Source organism: Pantoea sp. C1E2, from assembly GCF_056491465.1.
Window position 1 is genome coordinate 3,773,979 of record NZ_JBSZHT010000002.1, and the last position, 18,425, is coordinate 3,792,403.

The 18,425-nt window shown below is 54.2% G+C and carries 17 protein-coding genes; 6 read left to right on the forward strand and 11 right to left on the reverse strand.

Annotation, left to right across the window (positions count from 1 at the left end):
* Nucleotides 1-94: 94 nt before the first annotated feature.
* The 4 genes from mutY (at nucleotide 95) to ACXI0A_RS17915 (ending at nucleotide 4,514) form a co-directional block, all read left to right on the forward strand.
* Entirely contained in the window at nucleotides 95-1,180 is a 1,086-nt protein-coding gene (mutY, locus tag ACXI0A_RS17900; protein ID WP_476147406.1) for an A/G-specific adenine glycosylase, read from the forward strand.
* A complete protein-coding gene (locus ACXI0A_RS17905) occupies nucleotides 1,180-1,452 on the forward strand; it encodes an oxidative damage protection protein (RefSeq protein ID WP_038644892.1) in 273 nt (90 codons plus the stop codon). The genes mutY and ACXI0A_RS17905 overlap by 1 nt, the downstream gene beginning before the upstream one ends.
* Before the next feature lie 54 nt (nucleotides 1,453-1,506).
* Complete coding sequence (mltC, locus tag ACXI0A_RS17910; RefSeq protein ID WP_476147405.1) at nucleotides 1,507-2,586, forward strand: membrane-bound lytic murein transglycosylase MltC; 1,080 nt, start codon at nucleotides 1,507-1,509, stop codon at nucleotides 2,584-2,586.
* A 503-nt stretch (nucleotides 2,587-3,089) separates the two neighbouring features.
* Nucleotides 3,090-4,514 carry an amino acid permease gene (locus ACXI0A_RS17915; RefSeq protein WP_476147404.1) on the forward strand — a complete coding sequence of 475 codons (1,425 nt, stop codon included), beginning with the start codon at nucleotides 3,090-3,092 and terminating at the stop codon, nucleotides 4,512-4,514.
* Nucleotides 4,515-4,562: 48 nt separating this feature from the next.
* Here ACXI0A_RS17915 and ACXI0A_RS17920 read toward each other — a convergent pair whose 3' ends face one another.
* Complete coding sequence (locus ACXI0A_RS17920) at nucleotides 4,563-6,713, reverse strand: ornithine decarboxylase (RefSeq protein ID WP_476147403.1); 2,151 nt, start codon at nucleotides 6,711-6,713, stop codon at nucleotides 4,563-4,565.
* A 548-nt stretch (nucleotides 6,714-7,261) separates the two neighbouring features.
* On the opposite strand from ACXI0A_RS17920, the gene acuI reads away from it, so the two are divergent.
* Nucleotides 7,262-8,245, forward strand: a complete 984-nt coding sequence (gene acuI, locus ACXI0A_RS17925) for an acrylyl-CoA reductase (NADPH) (RefSeq protein WP_476147402.1) — start codon at nucleotides 7,262-7,264, stop codon at nucleotides 8,243-8,245.
* Between the two features lie 84 nt (nucleotides 8,246-8,329).
* Here the strand turns inward: acuI and ACXI0A_RS17930 are convergent, their stop codons facing one another.
* The 5 genes from ACXI0A_RS17930 to ACXI0A_RS17950 are packed head-to-tail and all read right to left on the reverse strand — an operon-like array spanning nucleotide 8,330 to nucleotide 14,353.
* Nucleotides 8,330-9,109 (reverse strand): heme ABC transporter ATP-binding protein, encoded by a 780-nt coding sequence (locus ACXI0A_RS17930; protein ID WP_476147401.1) that lies wholly within the window; start codon nucleotides 9,107-9,109, stop codon nucleotides 8,330-8,332.
* The gene (locus tag ACXI0A_RS17935) at nucleotides 9,102-10,103 is read right to left on the reverse strand and encodes a FecCD family ABC transporter permease (protein ID WP_224933521.1); all 1,002 of its coding nucleotides are present in this window, start codon (nucleotides 10,101-10,103) and stop codon (nucleotides 9,102-9,104) included. Before ACXI0A_RS17935 ends, ACXI0A_RS17930 begins: the two co-directional genes overlap by 8 nt.
* Nucleotides 10,096-10,920 (reverse strand): heme/hemin ABC transporter substrate-binding protein, encoded by an 825-nt coding sequence (locus ACXI0A_RS17940; RefSeq protein WP_436359393.1) that lies wholly within the window; start codon nucleotides 10,918-10,920, stop codon nucleotides 10,096-10,098. The genes ACXI0A_RS17935 and ACXI0A_RS17940 overlap by 8 nt, the downstream gene beginning before the upstream one ends.
* Nucleotides 10,917-11,939 carry a ChuX/HutX family heme-like substrate-binding protein gene (locus ACXI0A_RS17945; protein WP_476147400.1) on the reverse strand — a complete coding sequence of 341 codons (1,023 nt, stop codon included), beginning with the start codon at nucleotides 11,937-11,939 and terminating at the stop codon, nucleotides 10,917-10,919. The genes ACXI0A_RS17940 and ACXI0A_RS17945 overlap by 4 nt, the downstream gene beginning before the upstream one ends.
* A 50-nt stretch (nucleotides 11,940-11,989) precedes the next feature.
* Nucleotides 11,990-14,353, reverse strand: coding sequence for a TonB-dependent receptor domain-containing protein (locus tag ACXI0A_RS17950; protein ID WP_476147399.1), 2,364 nt, complete (start codon nucleotides 14,351-14,353; stop codon nucleotides 11,990-11,992).
* A gap of 230 nt (nucleotides 14,354-14,583) precedes the next feature.
* On the opposite strand from ACXI0A_RS17950, the gene ACXI0A_RS17955 reads away from it, so the two are divergent.
* Nucleotides 14,584-14,871 carry an Rdx family protein gene (locus ACXI0A_RS17955; RefSeq protein WP_097118073.1) on the forward strand — a complete coding sequence of 96 codons (288 nt, stop codon included), beginning with the start codon at nucleotides 14,584-14,586 and terminating at the stop codon, nucleotides 14,869-14,871.
* Nucleotides 14,872-14,939: 68 nt separating this feature from the next.
* Here ACXI0A_RS17955 and ACXI0A_RS17960 read toward each other — a convergent pair whose 3' ends face one another.
* From ACXI0A_RS17960 to ACXI0A_RS17980, 5 genes are all read right to left on the reverse strand, one after another.
* Entirely contained in the window at nucleotides 14,940-15,479 is a 540-nt protein-coding gene (locus ACXI0A_RS17960; protein ID WP_224933525.1) for a PadR family transcriptional regulator, read from the reverse strand.
* 90 nt (nucleotides 15,480-15,569) lie between these two features.
* Nucleotides 15,570-16,352, reverse strand: coding sequence for a siderophore-interacting protein (locus ACXI0A_RS17965; protein ID WP_476147398.1), 783 nt, complete (start codon nucleotides 16,350-16,352; stop codon nucleotides 15,570-15,572).
* Between the two features lie 391 nt (nucleotides 16,353-16,743).
* Entirely contained in the window at nucleotides 16,744-16,953 is a 210-nt protein-coding gene (locus ACXI0A_RS17970) for a hypothetical protein (RefSeq protein ID WP_224933527.1), read from the reverse strand.
* A gap of 184 nt (nucleotides 16,954-17,137) precedes the next feature.
* Nucleotides 17,138-18,004, reverse strand: a complete 867-nt coding sequence (locus tag ACXI0A_RS17975; RefSeq protein WP_224933528.1) for a helix-turn-helix domain-containing protein — start codon at nucleotides 18,002-18,004, stop codon at nucleotides 17,138-17,140.
* A 256-nt stretch (nucleotides 18,005-18,260) separates the two neighbouring features.
* Nucleotides 18,261-18,425 carry a DUF2474 family protein gene (locus tag ACXI0A_RS17980; protein WP_476147397.1) on the reverse strand — a complete coding sequence of 55 codons (165 nt, stop codon included), beginning with the start codon at nucleotides 18,423-18,425 and terminating at the stop codon, nucleotides 18,261-18,263.

Below are 18,425 nucleotides of genomic sequence, written 5' to 3' on the forward strand. Positions count from 1 at the left end.
AAGCAAGCCTTTGCAATCTTCCGGTTTACACCCCGATGTCTCTGTGCTGGAATTCCTGCCTGATTGTAGAGCAAACACGGAATATTTCCTTCAAATGATGCAAGCGCCGCAGTTCGGCCAACAGGTGCTGGAGTGGTATCACCGCTTTGGCCGTAAAACTCTGCCATGGCAGCAGGAGAAGACACCTTATAAGGTGTGGCTCTCTGAAGTGATGCTGCAGCAGACGCAAGTTGCCACCGTTATTCCTTACTTTGAACGCTTTATGGCGCGCTTCCCGACGATTGCCGATCTGGCCGCTGCGCCGCTGGACGAAGTACTGCATCTGTGGACCGGCCTCGGCTATTACGCCCGTGCGCGCAATTTGCATAAAGCGGCAAAACAGGTGGTCGATAAGCACGGCGGCGAATTCCCGCGCAATTTTGATGATGTTGCCGCGCTGCCCGGCGTCGGACGCTCCACCGCGGGTGCGGTGCTGTCACTGTCGCTCGGCCTGCACTTCCCGATTCTCGATGGCAACGTCAAGCGCGTGCTGGCACGTTGTTATGCGGTCGGCGGATGGCCGGGTAAAAAAGACGTTGAGAAACGTTTATGGCAAATCAGCGAAGAGGTCACACCTGCTGAAGGCGTTAGCCAGTTTAACCAGGCGATGATGGATCTCGGTGCGTTAGTGTGCACTCGCTCACGTCCTAAGTGTGAGATTTGCCCGGTCAGCAGCGGCTGCGTGGCTTACGCCAACAGCAGCTGGGCTGAATATCCGGGTAAGAAACCGAAAGTGACCATTCCCGAGCGCACCGGCTGGTTCCTGATGATTCAGCACGGCGACGACGTGTTCCTTGAACAACGTCCGCCGGTGGGCTTATGGGGTGGCTTATTCTGCTTCCCGCAGTTCACCAGTGAGCAAGCGCTAACTGACTGGCTGGCCGAGCGCGGTATTCACGCCAAACCACAGCAGCTGACGGCGTTTCGCCATACCTTCAGCCATTTCCACTTAGACATTGTGCCTATGTGGCTGGCGTGGCCTTCTGCCGGGTCGCTGATGGATGAAGCGAGCGGTCTCTGGTATAACTTAGCGCAACCACCGTCAGTGGGTTTGGCTGCGCCAGTAGAGCGTTTACTGCATGAATTGCGCCATCCCCAGCAACTGGCACTGCACACGCGCGTGATCCAAGAGGAAGAGTAATGAGCCGCACCATTTTTTGTACGTTTCTGCAACGCGACGCTGAAGGGCAGGATTTCCAGCTCTATCCAGGCGAGATCGGTAAGCGCATCTACAATGATATTTCCAAAGAAGCCTGGCAGCAGTGGATGTCCAAGCAGACCATGTTGATCAACGAGAAAAAGCTCAACATGATGAACCCGGAAGATCGCAAAGTGCTGGAGAAGGAGATGATCAATTTCCTGTTCGAAGGCAAAGATGTGCATATCGAAGGTTTCACCCCGCCAGAAAAATAATCGTTCAGGGCCTTCCTTTGAGGCCCTCTTTTTCGAATCAGGCACGCATTTACAATGAATAAAAAACTGATAGCGCTGTTAGTGATTGCTCCACTTTTGGTTTCCTGCTCCGGACAAAAAAAATCGCAGTATCACGAAGAGTGGGTCAAGGACACCAACGGTTTCGACATCCTGATGGGGCAGTTCGCCGCTAACATTGAAAATATTTGGGGTATCAATGAGGTTCTGATCGCCGGACCGAAAGATTACGTCAAATACAGCGACAGCTATTACACCCGCAGTCACATCAACTTCGACAGCGGTAGCATCACCATTGAGACCATTGCCGGCACCGATCCGATGGCCAGCCTACGCCAGGCGATCATCACCACGCTGCTGATTGGTGAAGATCCGGGCAATGTCGATCTCTACTCCGATGCCAACGATATTCAGATCAGTAAAGAGCCACTGCTTTACGGTCAGGTACTGGATAACACCGGTCAGCCGATCCGCTGGCAGGGCCGCGCCGCCAGCTTTGCCGATTATCTGATTCAGAACAAACTGCAAAAACGCACTTCCGGTCTGCACGTTATCTGGTCGGTGACCATTCCGATGGTGCCCAACCACCTCGACAAACGTGCGCACAAGTATCTGCCGCTGGTGCGTAAATCGGCGGAACAGTACGGCGTGGATGCGTCGCTGATTCTGGCAATTATGCAGACCGAATCGAGCTTCAACCCCTATGCGGTCAGTAACTCCGATGCGCTGGGCTTGATGCAGGTGGTTCAGCATACCGCTGGCGTGGATGTGTTCCGCATGAAAGGCAAATGGGGCAAACCAAGCCGCAGCTATCTGCTCGATCCGGAGAATAATATTGATGCGGGTACGGCCTATCTGTCGCTGCTGCAGAAGAGTTATTTAGGCGGGATTCAGGATCCGGTGTCACGCCGTTACGCAGTGATCACCGCCTACAACGGTGGCGCGGGTAGCGTACTGCGCGTGTTCTCCAGCGATAAAGATCGTGCCTTCGCGAAGATTAACGACATGTCGCCGAATGAAGTGTATCAGACGCTGACCACCAGCCATCCATCTGGCGAGTCACGCCGTTATTTGTATAAGGTGAATCAGGCACAGCGTAGTTATCACCGGTATTAATCATCCCCCGATGTGATGACGCATTAGTTATTTTAGGGGCAGACAGAGAGAAATTGATTGACTCTGACTGCCTCTTTTTTCATTACCCTTGCAGATATAATCCTCGTCGATAAATTTCGCCTGACCTCACAAAAATAAGAAATCAATATGGTGAAAGTTTGCCCATTGCAACGCTTTGTTTTTCCAACAACACAGATGACCTGCCGATCATTTATATTCTATATTCTTTACTTTTTATCCCACACTGCATTTCCGTCCTGATTGACCCTTTTTTAAATAAGGTGCAATGATTATTTCACGTCTCCACACACAAATTAATAACAACCAGAATCACCTTATTAATAATTTCTGACCTTGATTTGCATAATTAAAATATCGATGAAGATCACACTTCATCGCGGAAAATAACATCGCATCGGGCATATCAACATTATCTCATCAACACGGAGGCTTGCGTCCCGTGGGATATCCAATGTCATGCCTGAATTGCTAAGAGGAAATGTATGAGCCATTCACCCGCAAAACAGGATTCGTTAGGCGACGGCCTGTCGGATCGACAGGTTGGTATGATCTCCATCGCTGGCATCATTGGTGCTGGATTATTTGTTGGTTCCGCGAATGCCATCGCCACGGCAGGCCCGGCTGTGTTGCTCTCCTATGCCATGACCGGCGTGCTGGTGCTGCTGGTGATGCGCATGCTGGGTGAAATGGCCGTGCTGCAACCCGATTCGGGATCCTTTTCAACCTACGCCGCGAAAGCCATTGGTCCCTGGGCCGGTTTCACCATCGGCTGGTTATATTGGTGGTTTTGGGTGTTGCTGATCCCGGTAGAAGCGATTGCCGGTGCCGATATCCTGCACGCTTATTTCCCTTCCATTGCCTCGTGGCAATTTACCACCGCGATTATCCTGTTGCTCACCGTCACCAATCTTTTTAGCGTTAAAAATTTTGGTGCCTTTGAGTTCTGGTTCGCAATCATCAAAGTGGTGGCGATTATTGGATTTATTGGCATCGGCATTTTGGCGATTTCCGGATATTGGCCACTGGCGAATGTGAGTGGTGTGGCACATTTATATAACAGCATCGGCTTTATGCCCCACGGTTTTGGCGCGGTATTAACCGGTATCTTACTGACCATTTTTTCATTCTTTGGTGCGGAGGTTGTCACTATTGCCGCGGTGGAATCTAAAGATCCCGGTAAAAAAATCAGCCGTGCGATTAATCTGGTGGTTTACCGCATCGCGTTATTTTATTTGCTGTCTATTTTCCTCGTGGTGTCACTGGTGGCCTGGAATGATCCGCAGCTGTTAGCCCAGGGCACTTTCCAGTATGTGTTATCCACGCTGAATTTCCCCGGTGCCAAACTGGTGGTGGATTTGGTGGTGCTGATTGCCGTGTGCAGCTGCATGAATTCCGGGTTATATACCGCTTCACGCATGCTCTATTCCCTGGGTAAACGCGGCAATGCCCCGGCCTCTTGCGCCACGGTGTCAAACGGCGGCGTACCCCGCGTGGCGGTATTGGCTTCCACGTTGGCGGGATTCGTAGCCTGTATTGCCAACTACGCTTTTCCAGGAGAGGTGTTTGCCTTCCTGATCTCCACCACCGGAGCGATTGCGCTGATTGTCTATCTGGTGATTGCCGTTTCACAGCTGAGAATGCGCACGGCGATGGAAAAACAGGGCATTACGCCTGATTTTAAAATGTGGTTGTTCCCGTGGCTGACCTGGCTGAGCATTTTGATGATTGTCAGTGTGCTGGGCTATATGTTCTATCTGCCACAGTATCGCTACGAGAGTCTGATGACGCTGATGGTGACGTTTATGGTGCTGTGCGTCGGTGTTTACATCACCGGTAAACGCCGCAAGCAGTTAGCTTATCCCGCTGGAAGGCTGGCTAAAGAGAAAATTCAGGTGGTGCGCCACTGACAGGATGCTGACGGCGTGCGGTGATTGCACCACACGCCGTCGGGCAGGTTAGCGCACCATCATGTTCGCCACTAAGTGTTTACGACCGCTGTCATCTTCCTCGGTGTAAACCCCTTGCAGCTCCGGTGAGAAGCCCGGCAGCAAGTTGATGCCCTCTTCCAGCGCGAGGAAGTAACGCTGTACCGCGCCGCCCCACACTTCGCCAGGCACCACGCACAGTACGCCCGGTGGATACGGCAGCGCACCTTCGGCAGCAATGCGCCCTTCTGCTTGCGCAATTGCTACCAGCTCAACCTCACCACGAATGTACGCCTGATGCGCGTCCTGCGGATTCACTTCCACTTTCGGGAAACAGGCCTCGCGGAACATCGCCTTCTGCAGATCTTTCACATCGTAGCTGACGTAGAGATCGTGCATTTCCTGACACAGGCGGCGCAGGGTGTAACCTTTGTAGCGTTCCATGTTTTTGCGATAGACGCTCGGCAGCACTTCAGCCAGCAGCGCATCTTCTTTCACATGGTGCTCAAACTGCTCCAGCATTGCCACCAGATGCGCCATCTTCTCCGGGTTCTCCGCTGGCGTCAGCAGGAACAGGATGGAGTTGAGATCGCACTTCTCGGGCACGATACCGTTTTCACGCAGGTAGTTCGCCAGAATGGTGGCCGGAATACCGAAGCTGGTGTACTCACCGCTGGCGGCATCAATGCCTGGCGTGGTCAGCAACAGCTTGCAGGGATCGACCAGATACTGCTCGCTGGCGTAACCTTCAAAGCCGTGCCATTTCTCGCCTGGCGCAAGGCTGAAGTAAGCCGGATCGGCGGCGATAAACTCGGTTTCCGCCGACTGCCACAGCTTGCCGTGCACTTTCTCCGGCAGGAACGGCTGAATCATCTCGCAGCGTTCCAGAATCGCTTTGCGTGCATCAATGCCGATGGTGACGCATTCGTGCCACATGCTGCGCCCGGCTTCGCCTTTGTGCATGCGCGCATTGATATCCAGCGCGGCAAACAGCGGATAGAACGGGCTGGTTGAAGCGTGCAGCATAAAGGCGTTGTTGAGACGCTTGTGCGGACAGAAGCGCTTCTGGCCACGGATATGGTTGTCTTTCTTGTGAATCTGCGAGGTCTGCGAGAAGCCCGCCAGCTGTTTGTGCACCGACTGGGTGACGAAAATGCCGGGATCGTTCTCGTTAAGCTCCAGCGTCAGTGGCGAGCAGCCTTCCATCAACGGGATAAATTGCTCATAGCCCAGCCAGGCAGAATCAAACAGGATGTAATCACACAAGTGGCCGATGCGATCCACCACCTGGCGCGCGTTATAAACGGTGCCATCGTAGGTGCCGAGCTGGATGATCGCCAGACGGAACGGGCGCTGATCTTTGGCGCGGTGCGGCGCGACTTTCTGCACTTGCTCGCGCAGATAGGTCTCATCAAAGCAGTGAGCATCAATGCCGCCGATAAAGCCGAACGGATTACGTGCCGCTTCCAGATACACCGGCGTAGCACCCGCCTGAATCAGCGCACCATGATGGTTAGATTTGTGGTTGTTGCGGTCAAACAGCACCAGATCGCCGCGCGTCAGCATGGCGTTGGTCACCACTTTGTTGGCGCTGGAGGTGCCGTTTAGGACGAAATAGGTTTTATCGGCGTTAAACACTTTCGCTGCGTACTTCTGTGCATCTTTCGCCGACCCTTCGTGGATCAGCAAATCGCCCAACTTGACGTCGGCGTTGCACATGTCGGAACGAAACACGTTCTCGCCATAGAATTCATAGAACTGACGCCCGGCCGGATGTTTACGGAAGAACGCCCCGCCCTGATGGCCTGGACAGGCGAAGGTGCTGTTCTGCATATCAACGTAGCGCGTCAGCGTATCGAAGAACGGCGGCAGCAGGTCAGATTCATATTCCTGCGCGGCGGTTTCCAGCGCGTCCCACTCTTCCGGCGCGCCATTGATTTCACCGGTCACGCCCGGCAGCTTTAGTACTTCTTCATCAAACGCGTTGGCCACGAACACGGGCAAATTAAAGCCGGTCTGGCGCAACAGCGTTAGCACGCCACTGCGTGTATCCGCCAGTGAGACGACCACAGCCGCCACATCGGTAAAATCAGTATTGTCGAGCGTCACCACATCACGCGCGGTGTTCAGGCTCAGGCTTGGCGCTACCGCAACGCTGGCAGCGATTTTCAATGGATTCATAACACAAATCCCCGTAATGAAGGATGAGTGGGTGCCAGTGGCACAGCAATGAGGAAAATTCCCCGGCGAATAACGTCTTCGGGCGGTTCAACCGCCGCAACCGATAGACATCAGTAAAGTCAGATCGCGTCTGTCTTTAGTCATGTCCAACAGCATAGCGCGTTAAGCTGGCCTCACCGCATGGTGAGCGAGAAATGCGAACAACAGATGACGGAGGGCCGCTTATCGTAAAGCGAACGGAGACAAGTGCAAAAGCGCATTGTACCGAGCATGGCGGCGTCCTCAGAGTGGCGGAAATGGGTCATTAACTGGGGCGCAATAATGGCATCTTTTTTTTGCTGGAACAACCCGTTGCACCGCGATTGACACGCATAAGCAACAATTTATAACCAATTGATTAATAAGTTTTTATTAATTTATCGCATGATAAAATCGCTTAAATATCTTTATGTTATGCGAATTTATGCAAGGTGTGTCCGCACCCATGTTGCTCCCTGTTTCCAGAGGAGTAATATGACCCGCACTTTCCTCAATCAGCCGGAGGCTGCATGTTTAAGGCATTAGTCATTGAAAATGATGAGCAGGGATACCGCACTTCCCTGCAGGATCTGTCAGAAAAACAGTTGCCCGATCAGGATGTCACCCTCGAAGTCAGCTACTCCACCCTCAACTACAAAGACGCGCTCGCCATCTGCAACAAAGGCCCGATTGTGCGTCAGTTCCCGATGGTGCCGGGCATCGATTTTGTTGGTCGGGTGATCGGCAGCCGCCATCCGGAATGGCAGCAGGACGATGTGGCACTGCTCACCGGTTGGGGTGTGGGTGAAAAGCATTGGGGCGGACTGGCGCAGAAGGCCAGTGTTTCCGGTGACTGGCTGGTGAAAGTGCCTGCGGCTTTAAGCCCGTTGCAAACCATGGCGATTGGCACTGCCGGTTTTACCGCAATGCTGTGCGTATTGGCTCTGGAAAAACAGGGCATCACGCCGCAGCATGGCCCGGTGCTGGTGACGGGTGCCAGCGGTGGCGTGGGCAGCTTTAGCGTCAGTTTGCTGGCTCGTTTAGGTTATGAGGTGGTGGCCTCCAGCGGCCGCGCCAGCGACAGCGATTACCTGATTAACACCCTTGGCGCTTCCGCGATTATCGATCGTGCTGAACTGAGTGCGCCCGGCAAACCCCTGGCGAAAGAGCGTTGGGCTGCGGCGATTGATAGCGTCGGCAGCCATACGCTGGCCAACGTGCTGGCAGGCATCAAGCGTGATGGTGTGGTCGCCGCCTGCGGTATGGCGCAAGGTCTGGATCTCCCCACCAGCGTGGCGCCGTTTATTCTGCGCGGCGTGGTGTTGGCCGGTGTGGATAGCGTGATGTGCGCTAAGCCGTTGCGTGAGCAAGCGTGGCAGCGTCTGGCCGAGTTGGTGGATGGCGCACTGCTGGAGCAGTTAACCAAAGTGATTCCACTGAGTGAAGCACGTGAAGGTGCTGAAGCCTTGCTGGCGGGCGAAGTCCGTGGCCGTCTGATTGTAGATTGCCGGTAACGTTCAGGGCGCCATAAATGGCGCCACTACGAGGTTCGGTGCGGTTTTCGTAGGGTGCGCATTTATGCGCATCAGGCAATACGTCTACGCCCGCAGCTGAATCTGCGGCCTGCCCTGCTCTGGCGGCATCACCACGTGGAGCTCAGCCTGATACCAGCGCGTCAGCGTCGTTTCCGTCATCACTTCTTGCGGTGAACCTTGTGCCACCAGCTTGCCCTGATGCAGTAGCAGAATACGATCGGACCACAGCGATGCCAGATTGAGATCGTGCAGCACGGTGCAGACGCTAAAGCGACCGTTGCGCGTCAGCTTATGCAGCAATCGCAAACTGTACTGCTGCCAATAGAGATCCAGCGCGGAGGTCGGTTCATCGAGAAACAGCCAGCCACGCGGGCCATCGTCGTGCCATAACTGCGCCAGCACCCGCGCCAGTTGCACACGTTGTTGCTCGCCGCCCGAGAGCGAACGATAATCGCGCTTCGCCAGTTCCAGACTGCCGGTGATGTGCATCACCTCTTCAATCACCGCTTTGGATTTGCTGGCAGGCCAGGGCGCACGCCCCATCGCCACCACTTCTTCAGCTGGCAGCGGGAAGGTCACACTGTTTTGCTGGCGCATCACCGCACGACGTTGCGCCAGGGGTTCACGTGGCCAGTCGTTCAAAAGGCGATCGCCGAGCCAGCACTCACCGGCCTCTGGCGTCAGAAATCCGGTCAACAGACGCAACAGCGTGGATTTGCCCGCGCCATTTGGGCCGATCAGAGAAATCATCTCGCCTGGCTGTAAGGTGATAGAGACATCATCAATCAGCGCACGCGTGCCATGACTAAAGCGCAGGCCGCGAGCCTGCATTGAATCACTCATTCATCCCCCTTTTCTGGCGCAGAATCAGCCAGAGAAACCATGGTCCACCGATCAGGCTGGTGATCAATCCCACCGGCATCTCAGCGGGAATCACCACCGTGCGTGCCAGCGTATCCGCCAGCAATAACAAGATGGCTCCTGCCAGTGCTGAACCCGGCAGCATCCAGCGATGATCGCTACCGACGCAGAACCGCATCACGTGCGGCACCACTAATCCGACAAAGCCAATAATCCCGCTCACCGACACCGCCGTGCCCACCAGCAGCGCACTCAGCACCAGTAACTCACGCTGGGTGCGCTTCACATCAATGCCCATGTAATGCGCATCTTCTTCACCGAGTTGCAGCAGGTTAAGACGACGCGCACGGGTCTGGATGGCAATCAGCGCAGGAAGGATCAGTACAGCACACACCGCCAGACTCGGCCATTGTGCGGCGCTCAAACTGCCCATACCCCACAGCGCCAGCTGACGTAACTGCTGGTCATTGCTGAGCCAGGAGAGCACGCCCACCGCCGCGCCGCACAAGGCGTTGATGGCGATACCGATTAGCAGCAGGCGCGACAAATTCCCCAGCGCCAGACGGCTGAAACTAAAGATCAGCAGCGTGACGATCAGGCTACCGATAAAAGCGGCTATCGATGGCAGCCATAGCGCCAGTAGCGGCGGCAAGCTAAGCGGCACCACAATCGAAACTGCTACCGCCAGTCCGGCTCCGCTGCTGATACCGAGCAAACCCGGATCGGCCAATGGATTGCGAAACAGGCCCTGCATCACCGCACCCGACACCGCCAATGCCATACCGAGTAGCACCGCCAGCAACACGCGCGGCAGGCGGATGTTCAGCCAGATTTGCCACGCCATATCGCTGAGCGGTGCGTGAAACAGCGTGCGCATTGACAGCGGCATGGCACCAAAATTGGCGGCCATCAGCATGCAAACCACCATGCTGATGCCCATCAATAACAGCCAGCGCATCACCGCGGTGTTAGTCATGTTTTACCGCTTCGGCGGCTTTACGCAGCTTAACGATGGTCTCCGGTGTATCGAGACCAAAGCTCAGCAGCGCCATCTCATCGACCACCAGCAAGGCGTGATGCTGACCCGCTGGCGTCAGTGCCAGACCCGGCAACGACCAGATTTTCTCTTCGCCGCCCAGCGTGCGCAGACCATCTTCACCCACCACCACCAGATCCGGTGCGGCAGCGACTACGCCTTCCTGTGACAGCTGCTGATAATGCGGGATCGCCGCCATGGCGTTGACAAGGCCAGCACTGCGGATTGCGGCGTCAGCGCCGGTTTGGTTGCCTGCTGCCTGAGTGCGCATGCCACCGTGTGCCATCACAAACAGCACCTTCACCGGCAGCGGCTGCTGGGGAATCTGCGCGCGCTGCTTGTTCACTTTCTCAATCAGCGCCTTCGCTTCGGCATCACGATGCAATGCTTTACCGATGGTGGCGATCTTTTCCGGGATGGCATCGAGACTGGTTTTTCCGGTGACATCCACCACTTTCACGCCAGCGCTCTCAACCTGTTGCAACACCAGTGACGGTTTCGCCAGCTCGCTGGTGAGCACCAGCGTCGGCTTCATCGCCAGAATGCCTTCGGCATTCAACTGGCGCATATAACCGATATCCGGCAATTTGTTGGCCTGCGCCGGATGCTGGCTGGTGCTGTCGCGCGCCACCAGATCGGCCTGTGCATCCAGCGCATAGATAATTTGTGTGACATCACCGCCGATCGAGATCACCCGTTCAGCGGCAAACGTTGGCAGCGCCAAAGCACCCAGTAGTAATAGCGTCAGACGTTTCATGCTGTCGCTCCCAGCGCGGTGACCTGCTCACGCCAGCGCGCCTGTTCTGGTGTGCCTTCGCTACGCTGACCATACAGTTGCGCGATCTGCGTGCCGTCGGCGGCAAACAGTTCGAGGCTGGTGACAAAGCCATCGCCACTCGGTTTACGCGTCACCCAGCTCTCGGCGATGTGGTCCTCCATCAGGTGCAGCGTGAAGGTTGGGTTGAAGATGTTGACCCAGTTGTCCATCGGCATCAGCTTCTCCACCGCACCGGTGAAGATCTGCGTGCAACCACGGTTGCCGATAAAGATCATGATTTCGTTGCCATCCTGCTGCGCCTGCTCCAGCAGTTGAGCCAGTGAATCGTTGCTGACCTGGCGCGCCAGATCGTCTGGTACGGCATGGAAAGCCTGCTGGCGAGAGATATTATGACGCTTCAGTAAGCCAAAGAACTGATGCACATCGGTGATGGCGCGCCATTCGGCTTCCACTTTGCTGGCATCAATGGTGCGGCTGTGTTCTGGCGCGGCGGCAGGCTGTGGATCGAGTGCCGCAGCGGCTTCAACGGTGAATTCAGCGATCAGCGCATCCCATGCCGCCATCTCGGTGTTGTCAGTGGTGTAGATTTTCAGTACCGCATCCGCGTGGCGATCAAAAATCTGAATACTTTGACGCTCGCCGCGTGCCGTCTGCTCACGCAGGAAGAAAGCGCTGTGCCATTGTGCCGGGAACAGACGCTGATCGAGCGCGCGTGGATTGAGGATTAGACCGGCATGTTCGCCGAGGTGCAGGTTTTCATATTTGCCGACCTGCTCATGCACCGCATATTCGTTGCGAGTGATGCTTTTGGTTTCGCCAACGGCTGCCAGTGCTTTAAGCAACGCCGGGAAATCCGCTTTTAACGCTTGCGCATCCTGGCCGACGCGCGCTTCACACAGCTGCGCTTCGCCAATGCCCATCAGGGCGGCAAGATCGCGTGCGTACTTTTTCGGATGTTCGCCTTTCAGCGCCAGGTAGTGATCGTAACGTGGGTTCATTGCTCTTGCTCCATGAAAAGGCCCTGCGCGAACGCAGGGCGAAAAAGTGATTAGAAGTCGACGTTCACACCGAGCTGGAAGGTGCGGCCTGGCATCACAGCCAGGTTAATGTCATTACGCGTCTGAGCATTGGTACCGGTCAGCGTACGGCTGCTGGAGTAATCCCAGTACTTACGGTCAGTAATGTTGTAGATGCCGCCGCTCAGTTTGACGTTCTTAGTCGCCTGCCAGTAAGCCGTTGCGTCCACCATGCCGTAACCCGGGACACGCATGTAATCCGTAGAAGAATCCGTGAGCGCGCTGCCGGTGTTGGTGTAGCTTTCACGGTTGGTGGCCGTGGCTTTCTTGCCTTTGACGAAGGTGGCCGTCAGCGCCGCGCCGTAGCCGCGTTGGACGTCATCCCATGCCAGACCCACAATCGCTTTCATTGGCGAGACGCTATCAAGATCAATGTACTTGTCGCCGGAGTAACTGGACTTAGATTTACCCTGGTTATAACCCAGCGCGAAGGTGCTGCTCAGACCATCTACTTCAGGGAACCAGGTGCCGTAGTTCACTTTGGTGGAAATCTCAGCACCATAAATGTAGGCCTTGTCGCGGTTTTCAGCCTGGTAGCTGGTGTAGATATTGCTCGGCACATTGACGAACATCGCCGGGCTGGTGGCACGGCTGTAGCGCGTGTAGGCGATGAAGTTTTTGTACTGGTTGTAGAACACAGAAGTGTTAACCGTTACGCCTTCGACGGCTTCCCCTTTCAGGCCCCACTCGAAGTTGTTGCTGGTTTCGGTCTTAAGATCGGTGTTACCAATCAGCGCATATTGCGCACTACCCGCATAGCTCGAACCCAGGTTCCATGAACCATACAGCTGGCTGGTGGTTGGGAATTCTACACCACGCTTGTACTGCAGATAGGTGGTCAGCGCCGGAGTCAGATCGTACTGGAAGGTCAGTGATGGCAAGACCTGCGTGTCGGAGTTCGTTTTGCCGTACAACGCTTCAACCTGATCCGCGGTTAACACCGCACTGCCATTGGTCAGGTCGCCCAGGTTTTTCGGTTTGGTGTTTTGATACATCACACGTACGCCTGGAATAATGGCGAAGTTGTGGCTGTCCAAATCGAAATTAATTTTATCCTGAATGTAACCCGCCACCGCATAGGAACGGCTGTCAGACTGCGGCTGAGTGATGACACTGAAGGTGCTTGGCGCGGGTTCCTGACGGAATGGACGCTCAGAGTCATCCAGACGCGCGTTGAAACCGGCGCTCAGCTCATGGCGACCCAGCGTTTTCGTCCCGCGAGTGTCGAAGCCGTAAGAATCAACGTTGAAATCAGAGTAGACGTAACCGTACTGGCTGGCGCTGGTCGGCAGATAAGTATTGTCATGCGCCTGAGTCTGCTGCCAGTAAACACGAGTGGTCAGCGTATCAATGAAGTCATTGTATGGCGTCCACTCATCGGCCAGGTTGATGCCCCAACGGCGAGTATCGCTCTGCTGCTGCGCAGTACCCCAAACGGTGTTACCGCTGGAGTCCCAGGTATCGTAATGGCTGTGATTAGTTTTGTGGTAGTAGTCAAACGTCGCAGTGAATTTATGCTGATCGTTTGGCTGCCAGATGCCTGAAGTCATGAAAGCATCTGAGTGCCAGTTAGACGGATAGGCATCAATCACGCCGCTGTTGTTTTCGGTTTCCTGACCATCGCGGCGGCTGTAGACAAACAGGCCACGCAGTTCGTCATCACCGGCTGCAGCAGTGATACCGTTGTGCCAGCTGCGGTTCGAAGAGTCGTATCCGCTCTCATAACCAAAGTAGGTATTTTTCACGTTGCTGAGATAATCATCAGCCGTTTTATTGTGGAACGAGACATTACCCCCGATAGAGGTGTTTGGCTGATCCACCGCGGTGGCGCCCTTTTCGATATCAACGCTACCGAACATGTAAGGGTCAATGTAGTCACGGCCAATACCAAAAGTATTGTTACCGGTACGGCTGACGTATGGACGACCTGTAGCATCGGGAATCGGAATACCATCGATATCCATACCCACACGGTTACTTTCCAGACCACGGATGTTATAGCCGGTGTAACCCGCACGGTCGAAACCGCTTTTGCCGGAAGATGAGCCACCGCTGGAACCTGTCGCGCTGATTAACGGCTCATAACGCATGATTGATCCGAAATCGTTCGCGCCGCGTTTTTGCAGTTCACTGGCGGTGATGGTGGTTTTGTTGCCCGCCTGCTGTTTAGGCGCAGTAACGGTCAGCGTGGGTTCGCTGCGAGTAGATTTATCCGAAGAAACAGCAAGTGTCGTGTTGTCGCTGGCCGCGTAGCTGCAAGCTGCGTGAATAGCGGAAGACAAAATGGCAACTTTAAACAGACGTTGCTGGGTCATTCCCTGAAAGAGTGAAGACATGCGCGAAATACCTGGTTAATTGTTAGTATTCGCTCACTGGATTGCCGCCAAAAAAACGCGAAATGCGTTAATAAACCGTAAAAAGTGTGGACTTATTTTATGTAATAAATAATTTCGTCAGGAATGTAATGCAATTGGTAATCATTATCAATAAACTTTACACTAAGATGTATCTTAGACCGCACAATTTGTTAACTTGTTTATTATCAATAATTAAGAAGAGGCACCCGATGTCGCAAAAACCGGCTGTGACGATTTACTACTGCACTCAGTGCAACTGGCTGCTGCGTTCCGCGTGGATGGCGCAGGAACTGCTGCACACTTTTGCCGAAGATTTGAGCGCGGTGACGCTGAAACCTGGCACGGGTGGCGTGTTTGAAATCTCGATTGATGGCACGGTGATTTGGGAGCGTAAACAGGAAGGCGGATTCCCGGATGCGGCAGCGCTGAAACAGCGCGTGCGTGATTTCTGCTGGCCGGATCGCGAGTTGGGGCACGTGGATAAGAAAAAGCCCTAAAGAGGGTTTCAATAAGGGCGCCAGATTGCGCCCTTGACAGAAAATCACAACGTTAATGCCTGCGAGGGTTAACTGCTGGCGATTTTTTCTGTTGCTTCATTCAAAGCGTTAATCACAATTTCCAGCGCCTCAGGAGAAATATCTTCCTGCGACAAACGATGGTTCAGCGTATGCCGAATATGATGAATCGCCTGTTCAACTTCTGGAATACTGCGGTTATTCACCAGAACCGCTAATGACGTCAGGCGCTCAATAATGGTGGCAATATTGTCGCCGTTCTCTGCCAGTAACGCTTTGCCGCCCTCGTTCAGTGCATACGCCTTACGCGACGCGTGTGCATCCACCACACGGATTGCATCCATCTCTTCAAGCAGAGTGAGGTTGGGATAGATAATGCCGGGGCTGGGGGAGTACTCCCCTTTCGAGAGTTCTTCAACCGACTTGATCAGCTCATAGCCATGTGCCGATCCATTTGCCAGGAAGTGCAGCATCAACAGACGGATATCACTGGCATCCAGCATCCTTTCACGGCGCTTTTTACGCGCACCTGCACAGATTGCACGCTGTGCATTATCGGACTGCCATGGAAAATCCCGCTGATGTTTCATTGCCTTCCCTGAGGTCAATTAAGGGAGGTTGATAGTAGTCTGCCGCCTGGCAAAATTCAACACAGGCGGCGGTTGGCGCGGTGAAGTCGGTTATTTCTGATGCCAGTAGGCCACAGCGCGTACGAAATCAGTGTGTGCACCACGGCGTTGCGTAAAGTAGTCGCTCAGCAATTTCACCGCCTCGCCTTCTCCCGTCAGCCAGATGAAGTACTCTTCAGTTGGCAGTGAGATTTGATCAAGCTGCGCGATCAGCGGGCCGAGGTTATCCACCTGCATAGTGCCACTGCCCAGCCACGTCACCTGCACATTCGGCAGGTCGCCGAGGTAATCACGCCCGGTGGTTTCATCGGCGTAGGCCAGCAGATGAATCTGCTGCGCCTGCATCTCAGCGTAACGGCGCTTAAAGGCTGGCAAACCCGTCTCATCGCACACGTAAATCTGGCAGGCATAATCCACCGGCACCACACAGGATCCACGCGGGCCGCCCATGGCGATTTGTTCGCCCGGCTTCGCATCATTAGCCCAGCTGCTGGCCACGCCACCATCGTGAATATAAAAGTCGATCGTCAATGAATCCGTACCGTTAAAAGTCAGCGGCGTGTAGTCACGCGCAGCCGGGCGCACGCCGCCTGGCCAGACGATCCCTTCCTCGGTCATCTGCGGCAAGGCCAAAGTACTGCCTGCGCTGTCCGGGAAGAACACTTTGATGTGATCGTCAAACGATGGCGAATTAAAGCCCGCCAGATCGCTGCCGGTAAACTCGATGCGCCAGAACTCCCCGGCGATTAAGGTCTTGCTCGCCACGGTGATGTGGCGAAAGCGTAATTCGTTACGTACGCGCTTCGGGGCGCGATCGTTGGTGTCTTTTTGCAAGAGATCTCTCCAGACAAAGGCGTTACTGAATGCGAACCTGCTGTACCCATCCAGGGTGGCAGGATTGCTGACCCTTCAGCTGACAATACCGCAACTTGAGAGTCGTTTACGTCAAACGTTATCGAAAATCATTCTCATCTGACGCCGGGAAGAATATCTATGATATATCTTCGATGCAATGCCGAAAAATGCTATTGGGAAAAGTTGCAGATTTTTCGGTGTGGCCTGGGCAGGTATTAACGCCGACGGGGTTTCAGAGAGAACCGCTGCGAATGCCTCTGCAGAAGCGTTGAGTTCGATTAGTGGGCAACGGCAAGCAACGATCGCGCCGCATCAAACGTGCGGCGTGTCATCGATAAAGTGGTTAGAACGCGGTAAAACGAGAGGGAAATCAGGCCTGATGGTTGCCGCAGTTGACGAAGCTATTGTCATCCTGGCTGTGCTGCGGCAGCGGATTATCACCCACAATTTCATGCTGCTGGCAGTGAGTCTGATGGGGATGCAGGCCGCCCGGCGGAGAGAAAGGCTCAGCCATCTGAGCACTTGCCAGCGAGGAAAACGCCACAAGCGCTGTCATGAGGAACAACGGTAAAAGTCGCATAATTTTTTCTTTTTCACTTTGACGGTCCAGAGCGGACCAGGAATGCAGGTGATTATCCAGCCTGATGTGTGGCGGCTGGTGTTTTACGCGGCCAATCAGGTTTCAAGGGAGGATTTTACGCCAGTTATGGCGAATATTTTATAAAATCGTGCGGTTAATCACAGTTAACCGCACGATTTATGCATTAGCAGGTCGAGACCGGAATGTAGAAAGTGCCCTGCAGCAAATCTGGCGTGCTGTATTTCAGATCCAGCTTCAGCAAATCTTTACCTGCCCGGCGTGCCACGCCCAGTGCTGGCAGATGGTTATAGTAAATCTCGGCGGTGAACGCGTTGATCTCCTCCGGCGCACCGTGCCAGTCAATTTCCGCATACAAACCGCTTTCGCCGGTCCAGTTCTGCACGTTACGCGGCAGAACATCGGCGTACTGGCTCTCCAGCGCCTGGAACATGCTGATGTGCTGCTGATCGGCCGAATTCACGCCTGGACTGAACTGGAACCCCAACCAGCCACGGCTGACATGCTTACCCGCAAAGTTCACAAAATCGCGGGTATGTTGTGCCACCACTTGATTGTGATGGTCGATGTACTCGCCAAAGCGGCACTCCCACTCAATCACTTCGCCACACAACTGCAACTCCGGCTTCTCCGCCAGACGCGCATTGACCCAGGAGCGCTGCGTGGAGATGCGGCTGTGGAAATCCTTCATCAGCATTTCCGGAATGCGGCGATAGGCACCCGGCGTCATGGAGAAGTGGCTTTTGAACACCCGCGTGAAATTCTGCTGGTTATCAAAACCAAAGCGCACGGCGATATCGATGAGCGGCATGCTGGTCAGTTTCAGCGCCATCGCTGACATGGTCAGTCGACGTTTGCGCGTGTAAGAGGCCAACGTTTGGCCGGTCATCTCTTTGAACATGCGCTGCATGTGCCACTTGGAGTAACCAGATTTCAGGGTAATCAGATCGATATTAAGCTCGTCGGTCAGATTCGCCTCTATCCAGTCCACCAGATCGTTGATGTACTGTTTTTTAAGATTCAGGCTGAGCATGATTTTTTTGATCGAGTGATAAGTGTGAAGGTAATGAATTTGCGCGATTAGTCACATAAATATAACAAAAACGTATTACTAACGTAAGGAAGAGTAAAGCTAACGAGACGGGAAAAGCATTAATTGCTTAGGTGACTAACGTTTTAAGGTCAATTTTCACGCTGCGATAATGTGAATAAGGTCGCCATTACCAGCGACCTTCACGCGATTTTTGTAACGGGGTGCACACTGTTGCGAAACTTGTTAATTCGTAAACTCAGTGCGTATGCATGCCTGCCGCGTTCATCATCATACGAAACAGTGATGCCACTACAGCGAGTGCCAGTACGCTGGCGCCATAAATAATGACCAGCCACAACACCCGCTTCCACCATGGCGACGGCGTTACCCTGTCTTTCATTTTGCTGACTTCGATTGGCAT